General features: G+C 65.1%; 8 protein-coding genes, 1 tRNA gene and 1 pseudogene. 1 reads left to right on the top strand and 9 read right to left on the bottom strand.

Features of this window, described 5'->3' with window-relative positions; translation table 11 throughout:
- From F0Q45_RS22870 to F0Q45_RS22830, 9 genes and pseudogenes are all read right to left on the bottom strand, one after another.
- Window positions 1-434: PE family protein (locus F0Q45_RS22870; protein WP_149656088.1), on the bottom strand; the 434-nt coding region annotated here is incomplete at its 3' end.
- Window positions 435-748: 314 nt separating this feature from the next.
- The gene (locus tag F0Q45_RS22865; protein WP_149656087.1) at window positions 749-1,354 is read right to left on the bottom strand and encodes a hypothetical protein; all 606 of its coding nucleotides are present in this window, start codon (window positions 1,352-1,354) and stop codon (window positions 749-751) included.
- A tRNA-Arg gene (locus F0Q45_RS22860) sits at window positions 1,325-1,397 on the bottom strand. The genes F0Q45_RS22865 and F0Q45_RS22860 overlap by 30 nt, the downstream gene beginning before the upstream one ends.
- A 28-nt stretch (window positions 1,398-1,425) precedes the next feature.
- On the bottom strand, window positions 1,426-2,244 hold the full coding sequence (locus tag F0Q45_RS22855) for an LLM class F420-dependent oxidoreductase (RefSeq protein ID WP_149656086.1): 819 nt from the start codon (window positions 2,242-2,244) through the stop codon (window positions 1,426-1,428).
- A gap of 97 nt (window positions 2,245-2,341) precedes the next feature.
- Window positions 2,342-2,897: pseudogene (locus tag F0Q45_RS22850) on the bottom strand (gamma-glutamylcyclotransferase family protein); the annotation flags it as partial.
- Between the two features lie 106 nt (window positions 2,898-3,003).
- Window positions 3,004-3,333 carry a hypothetical protein gene (locus F0Q45_RS22845; RefSeq protein WP_149656084.1) on the bottom strand — a complete coding sequence of 110 codons (330 nt, stop codon included), beginning with the start codon at window positions 3,331-3,333 and terminating at the stop codon, window positions 3,004-3,006.
- A gap of 142 nt (window positions 3,334-3,475) precedes the next feature.
- A complete protein-coding gene (locus tag F0Q45_RS22840) occupies window positions 3,476-4,702 on the bottom strand; it encodes an Nramp family divalent metal transporter (protein WP_149656083.1) in 1,227 nt (408 codons plus the stop codon).
- A 107-nt stretch (window positions 4,703-4,809) separates the two neighbouring features.
- Window positions 4,810-5,886, bottom strand: a complete 1,077-nt coding sequence (locus F0Q45_RS22835; RefSeq protein ID WP_149656082.1) for an NAD(P)H-dependent amine dehydrogenase family protein — start codon at window positions 5,884-5,886, stop codon at window positions 4,810-4,812.
- Between the two features lie 10 nt (window positions 5,887-5,896).
- Entirely contained in the window at window positions 5,897-6,688 is a 792-nt protein-coding gene (locus tag F0Q45_RS22830; RefSeq protein ID WP_149656081.1) for an SDR family oxidoreductase, read from the bottom strand.
- A 268-nt stretch (window positions 6,689-6,956) separates the two neighbouring features.
- Here F0Q45_RS22830 and F0Q45_RS22825 point away from each other — a divergent pair.
- Window positions 6,957-7,330: PE family protein (locus tag F0Q45_RS22825; RefSeq protein WP_149656080.1), on the top strand; the 374-nt coding region annotated here is incomplete at its 3' end.

The raw sequence follows: 7,330 nt of genomic DNA, 5'->3' as shown, positions 1-7,330 counted from the left end.
GCGCCGCCGTCGCCGTACAACCACCCGCCGGCACCGCCGGCCGCCCCCGACCCCGCCGCCGCGTTGGCGCCGTTGCCGATCAGCGGGCGCCCGGTAGCCGCGAGGAAGGGCGCGTTGATCGCGTTGAGTAGCGGACTGGTTATCGACGCGGCGCTGGCGGCCTCGGCGCCGGCATAGGAGCTTGCGCCCGCGGTCAGGGCCCGCACAAATTGGTCATGAAACGACGCGGCCTGCGTAGTCACTGCCTGATAGGACTGGGCGTGAGCGCCGAACACCGCCGCCACCGCCGCCGACACCTCATCAGCGCCCGCGGCCAGCACCACCTGGGTGTTGGCCGCCGCCGCGGCGTTGGCCGCGCTGATCGCCGATCCGATACCCGCCAGATCCGTGGCTACTGCCGCCATCAACTCCGGCACCGCGATCACAAACGACATCGGACACCTCCCATCAGGTCATGACCCAATAAGCCAGGACGACCCGGAAGATGCCCGGGTCACCATCGACCATTGGGCAGAAGAATCGTATCGCCGTACAGGCTGCGAAATCCCGATTTCGCTTTGATCATGGAAAATGCCCGCATAGCCGTCCGTTCTCCGGTGTCCTCCCGTTGACCGCTTCCCGTGCAAGTCATGCTGTCAAGCCCGGAGCTGGCTGGGCACCTCTTGGGCACATCTGAGGTCAGCCGAGGCAATTCCAGGAAATGACCACAAACGTCATTCCGCAGCTGGTGGCCGGTTCGACATCGCAACTAGGATCGGTTCAACAATTCGATGCTGACAGGAGGCTCCGCGCTTGTGGTGATATGCGTCCCTCCAGCGCGGCGCGAGGTCGCGACCGGCGCTGACGTTGTGTTCGCGGAGCTTCCCTGACGCCCCTGTAGCTCATCAGGGATGCCGCCGAGTACCTGGAAATTCAGCCGCTTCAGCCGCTCACGGGTAATCGGCAGCTTCCTCCCCGCTCGCAGTGCCTCGTCCATTCCGTAGATCGCCCCGAGGACGTTCTGCACCTGGCGTTTCGGATACTGGCGCAACTTACCAACGTGGGCGGTGCCCTTGGCCGCAATCGGCTTGACCTCCGCCTCGGACAGTGTGCTGCCCGCAATAGCCGTCGTAGCCTGCCCGCCGCGCGCCAGGTAGACCGCGCTCATCTCGTCGGCCCGCGCTGGCTTTAGCGGCACACCGGTGAGATGTTGGCACTTGCTCTTGGCTTCGCATAGGTCGAGCCACATATCGCGGGTAAGCAGGTTAATGTCGAACCTGGCCCCGACGCCCTGGTGGCCTCTGGTGGTCGCCCACCACGTCTGAACTGTGCCCCGCCTGAACTGTGCCCCCGGCAGGATTCGAACCTGCGACACCGGCTTTAGGAGAGCCGTGCTCTATCCCCTGAGCTACGAGGGCGGACGGGGTGAGCTTACCGGGGCGGGGCTCAGCGCAGCTCCGTGATCACCTTCGCGAAATTGTCCACATGATTGTCTTGCACAGTGAAAAACGTCACCCCATACCTGTCGCGGTACGCCGTCAGCGTGTTGGCTATCTCCCGCGGCGACCCACTGAGCACCGAGGGCAACGCCAACAACTGCTCATTGGATAACTGCGGCGAGTACCTGCGGGTCATCGACAAATCGGGCACGCGTTGGCCTTCCCTGGGTACCGCTGTGATCGCGAGGTTGAGCTCCAGCGCGTCGAACCGCTCGCCCGCCGCCTGCCGGACGAAACCGACGCGCTCGGCCAGCGGATCGTCGGCAGCGTGGACCGGCGAGCCGGTCAGCCCAACGATGTCGGCATGCTGGGCGGCCAATGTCAGTACCTTGTCGCCGTTCCCGGCGATCAGGATCGGCAGCTCGGGGTGCTGGTCTTTGAGGTAGGTCGTCACGTGCTCGAGGTGGTCCACCCGCGCTCCGGCACTGGGGTAAGGCAGTTCGGCGGCGTCGAACTCCTCCCGGACATAGCCGGTGCCGAGGCCAACCTCAAGGCGGTGGTCACTAACCAGGTCCAGGGCCTCGACATCGCGACTCAGCAGGGCCGGCTTGTAGAAAGCGGCATTGAGCACATACGTGCCCAGCCGAATCTTGGACGTGACCATGGCGGCCGCAGTCAGCGTCGGAAACGGTGCTGCGGCGCCAAGATGATCGGGCACGCAGAGGACGTCGAAGCCAAGAGCTTCTGCGCGCTTGGCCTTCTCCTTTAGCGCCGCAATCGATTTGATGGAGCGCACGCCTAGCCCGAACCGAAAATCCTTAACCATCAATCACCTTTGTCTCTTACCAGCAACGCGCCCCGGCTACCAGAGCAGGTAGCTCCGGTGGCATGGGGGTCGAAATCGGTGACCATAGGATGTCCGTCGGATGCCGCAGTGCATACACCGATGCGCCGGCAGCATCAGCGGCTCACTCCTGGTTCGCTGAGCAAAGCCGAAAGTGGTTGCGGTGCAAGCTTGGACGTGGCTGCCGACATCGACAGCGGCCAGTGCGCAGCATCCCAGCGGTGCAGAAAGTCGATCCAGCGTTGCGGTAGCCCATGGTGGAAGGCGCCGGCGATGATCCGCGGCAGATAGCCGGGCCGGGGCGGACCGGGCGTCACTCGGTGGTCGACGTAGACCCAGGCCGTTGTTGGCCCGTTATCGGTATGCACGCTCAGCCGCTCGCGCCGGTAACGGACCGGCACCCCCTCGGCACTGTCCAAGGCGGCCAAGTCACAGTCGGAAACTTGCCACAGCACGCCGTACACCCGGGTTCCGGGCAGCGGCTCAACGGTGGCGACTCCGCGCTGGTTGATCAGCCAACCGTGATCGGATAGCACCGCCGGCCGCGGATCAACCGCGTCGGGGCAGCGCGCCGCCATCTGCTGGACGCACAGGTTGGAACCGTATGCGAAGTAGGAGTGCCGGTGGGAGGGCATTCAGCCGCTCCCGGACTCGTGCAGCACGCTAACCCCTGGGTGAGCCTCGACGGATGACAACGCTAACCATCGTGCCGTAGGGGCTAACCGGGCCGCCAGGCGTGCCCTACAGCCCGGGCAAACAGAGCAGCGGAATGCAGCCGAGATCCGGGGGTGGAGTGTCGCCCTCGTAGACGAAGCCACCGCGATTGGCCTGGAATCCATAGTCGACCCAGTACCAGGTGTGGCAAACGTTCATGTCCCAATTCACACCACCTGGCGGCAGCCAGTCGCCGGGGCACCATTGGTACGGGCCTCGTGGTGCCGCCGGGAACGGGCCGTATCGACCGGCCTGGGCGTTGGCGGCATCTGGCGCCAACCCGGATCCGGCCACCGCGACACCGCCGCACAACAGCGTTCCGGCAATCATCCGCTTGAGGATATGGATGGTGTTCATGGCGTGGTTCCTTGTTCATGCCCCGCCCCGCTTGGCGTGGTCAGGCAAGTGCACAGGGCCTGCGCGGCTACCGATCCCAACACAGCGTACTATCCACCGCTCACCCCGCCGCCGCGATTGCGCCACAATGGCTTTTGTTGGCTCAGCCCGTCATCGTCAGGTAAATGAGCACCACGTTGAGCAGGCTGATCAACACCGCGACTACCCAGCCGACAAGTGTGGTGGCGCGATTGTTCGTGTCGCTGCCCATCACCCCGGGATTGCTGGTCAGTCGAACCAGCGGCAGCACAGCAAATGGGATGCCAAAAGACAGCACCACTTGTGAGAGCACCAAGGTGCGGGTGGGGTCGAAATCCAGCGCCAGAATCGCCACGGCCGGGCACAACGTGACGAGACGGCGCACCACCATGGGCACCGACAGGTGCAGAAGTCCCTGCATGATGGTTGCCCCGGCGTAGGCGCCTACCGACGCCGATGCCAAGCCAGAGGCCAGCAATCCGATCGCAAACAGCGCCGCGATCGTCGCTCCCAGGGTGTCGTGCACGGCAGCGTAGGCGCCGTCGATCGACGCGGTGTTTCCGCGCCCTCGCATATTGAGCGCCGCAACCAGCAGCATCGCGGCGTTCACTCCGCCGGCCATGACCATCGCCAGGCCCACATCCCACCGGGTGACCCGCAGCAGGTGCTGGCGGAACGGCCCGGGCGCGGGATGTCCGTGCCGGTCCCGGGCTAGGCCGGAATGCAAATACACCGCGTGCGGCATCACCGTGGCGCCCAAGATCGCGGCGGCCAGCAGCACGCTCTCGGCTCCGTGGAAGCGAGGTATCAGACCTGCGAAAACAACATCGGGAGGAGGTGTCGCCACAAAGAAACTGGCGGTGAAGCCCGCGGCGATGATGAGCAGCAGCCCCGTGATGACCCGCTCGAACAGGCGCTGGCCGCGACGGTCCTGAATCGCCAACAGCAGCAGCGAGATGACCCCGGTGATAATTCCGCCGATGGGCAGCGGCACGTCGAACAGGATGCGCAGCGCGACGGCGCCACCGATTACCTCGGCTACATCGGTTGCCATAGCCACGATCTCGGCCTGCGCCCAGTACGCCAGCCGGGCCGGACGCCCCATCCGCTTGCCGAGCGCTTCGGGCAGCGAGTCTCCGGTCACCAGACCGAGCTTGGCTGACAGGTACTGAACTACGCCGGCCATCACGTTGGCAGCAACGATCACCCACAGCAGTAGGTAGCCGAACTGGGTACCGGAGCTGATATTGGCTGCGACGTTACCGGGATCGACGTAGGCGATCGCGGCGACAAAGGCCGGTCCGAGCAGATACCAGCTCGTCTTGAGCGAAGCCTGGGTGTCTTGCGCCAACTCACCCACCTTCGATCCGCAACACCGAACAAAAAAGTGAGGTTAGCCGAAAAACCAGCCCGCTGGGCCACCGGGCGATGCGCAGGCGGTAGCGCAGCAGCGGGTAATCAACCGGGCAGATACAGGCCCTTACCAGTGACCAGCGGAAGCTCCAGGGTGGTGCGGATACCGGGCTCGGCGGCCACCACCGCCGGGATCGCGTTGACGACCCGCATTGCGGTGGCGACGAGTCCGGCATGGTTGTGGTCGCCTTGGCGGCTGCTGAGGCAGAGGTCCAGGGCGTAGGACGGTTCGCCGGTGATTTCGATGCGGTAGGAGCCGCCGGGCTGTGCCGGCCGCGGCCAATCGGGGCAGAGGTCGTCGCGCAGCCGGGTGACGTGTTCGAGGACGACGACGGGCGCGCCATCCACCAATCCCAGAACCTCGAACCGCAGCGCCGCGGCACTGCCCTTGGAGATGTGACCGGACGCGATGTCGAAGGCTTCCGGCGCTGCTTCGCGGACGTACATCTCCTCGACCACGTCGAGGGAAAGACCAAGGCCCGCAGCAAGTTGGCGCGCTACCGAACCCCACGCCAAGCTCAACACCCCCGGCTGCAGGAGCATCGGAATTTCGTCGATCGGCTTTCCGAATCCCATCACGTCGAACATGACCACCCGGTTGTCGTAGGTGGCGTAGTCGACGATCTCCATGCAGCGGATCTGCTCGATGCTTTGACAGGTACCGGCCAGCGCCAGCGGCAGTAGGTCGTTGGCAAAGCCCGGATCGATGCCACTGACGTAGAGGCTCGAATTGCCTTCGCGGGCAGCGTCTTCCAGCGGCTTGATGAGCTCGTCGGGTAGTACTTGCCACGGATACTGCAAGAACACCGGGCCGCTGCCGACGACATTGACCCCGGTCGCCAAGATGCGTCGATAGTCTTCCAATGCCTCGGGTAGCCGGTTGTCGGCCATCGCGTTGTAGACGGCGCATTGCGGCCCGGTGGCCAGCACGGCCTCCAGGTCGGTGCTCGCTTTGACGCCGGTGGTCTCGGCAAGTCCGGCCAGTTCGGCTGCGTCCTTGCCCGCCTTGGCGGCGGAGGACACCCATACGCCGGTGAGCTCGAATTCCGGGTTGGTGATCAGCGCGCGCAACGCATGGATGCCGACGTTGCCGGTGCCGAGCTGGACGACAGGTATGGGCATGACGGTCTCCTTACAGGTCGGGGATGGGCAGATCAAGGTTGGGGTGGGTGAGGCCGCCGTCAACCTCCAAGGTCTTGCCGGTCAAGAAGCTGCCCGCCGGTGACGCCAAATACACTGCGGCAGCGGCGATGTCGACGGGATCACCGAGCCGGCGCAGCGGTGTCGCATTTTCCATCGGCGCGCGTAGTTCGTCGTTGGATGCCACCACGTCCAGCGCGGAGGTCAGGATCGACCCGGGGGCGATCGCGTTGACCCGGATGCGTGGACACAGATCCAGGGCGGCCAGTCGGGTGTAGTGGGACAACGCGGCCTTGGCGGTGCCATAGGCGGCGAAACCACGCCCGGCCAGTCGGCCCATGGTCGAGGTGATGTTGATGATGCTGCCGCCGCCGGAGTGCTCGAGCATCAACGGCGCCGCGGCGACAGTCAACGCGTGGGCGGTGGCGACGTTGAAGGTGAACGCGTCTTTGAGCTCGTGGGTCGAGGTGGTCAACAGCGTGTTGGGCATGGTGCCGCCGACGTTGTTGACGACGACGTCCAGTCTTCCGAACGCTTCGATCGCCTGGCCGGCCAGCTGGGCGGTGACCTCGGGATGGGCCAGATCGGCGGCGACCGTATGGGCACGCCGCCCGGTGCTGCGCACTTGGTCAGCCACCTCGTCGAGCTGGGACTGTGTCCGTGCAGCGATGACCACGTCAGCGCCGGCCTCGGCGAACGCCAACGCGATGGCCGCACCGAGGCCGCGCCCGCCTCCGGTGATGACAGCGACGTTGTCGTCGAGACGAAACCTCTCGAGGATCATTTCGGCCTCGTTTCAGTTGTCGGCCGAAACGGCAGCGCCCAGCCGTCTCGGGTGGAGGCTTTTCTGGAACAGGTTCTAGTTTGGCATAGTCGTCGAGCGAAGTAACGGCTGGCAACTATTTGGTGGGCTGGAGTCGGCAAGAATGCGGAAAGCCAATGATGCGGTCCCCACCTGGCGTTATGATCCTCGCCTGCCGATTCCTCGCTGGCGATCGGTTGATCTCCAGCTCGGCATGACGACGTGGTCATGACCTGGTGGGAGGTGCCAGATGTCGTTTGTCATAGCGACGCCGGAGGCAATGGTGGCGGCGGCATCGGACATGGCCAGCACCGGCTCGATAATCGGCACGGCTAGTAACGCTGCGGCTGCCTCGACGGCAGGGGTGCTGGCGGCCGCCCAGGACGAGGTGTCGGCGGCCATCGCGGCATTGTTTTCCGCCCATGGCCAGGGCTATCAGGCGCCTAGCGAGCAGGCGGCGGCGTTTCATGCCCGGTTTGTGGAGGTTCTGATCGCTGGTTCCGGGTCGTATGCGGCCGCGGAGACCGCGGCTGCCGCCCCCTTGCAGAGCCTGCTCGACGTGGTCAATGCGCCGATCCAGATGCTGACCGGGCGTCCGTTAATCGGTAACGGTGCCAATGGGCG

This window comes from Mycobacterium simiae (genome assembly GCF_008370645.1).
Lineage (GTDB): Bacteria > Actinomycetota > Actinomycetes > Mycobacteriales > Mycobacteriaceae > Mycobacterium > Mycobacterium simiae_A.
This window is presented reverse-complemented; position numbering and strand designations above follow the sequence as displayed.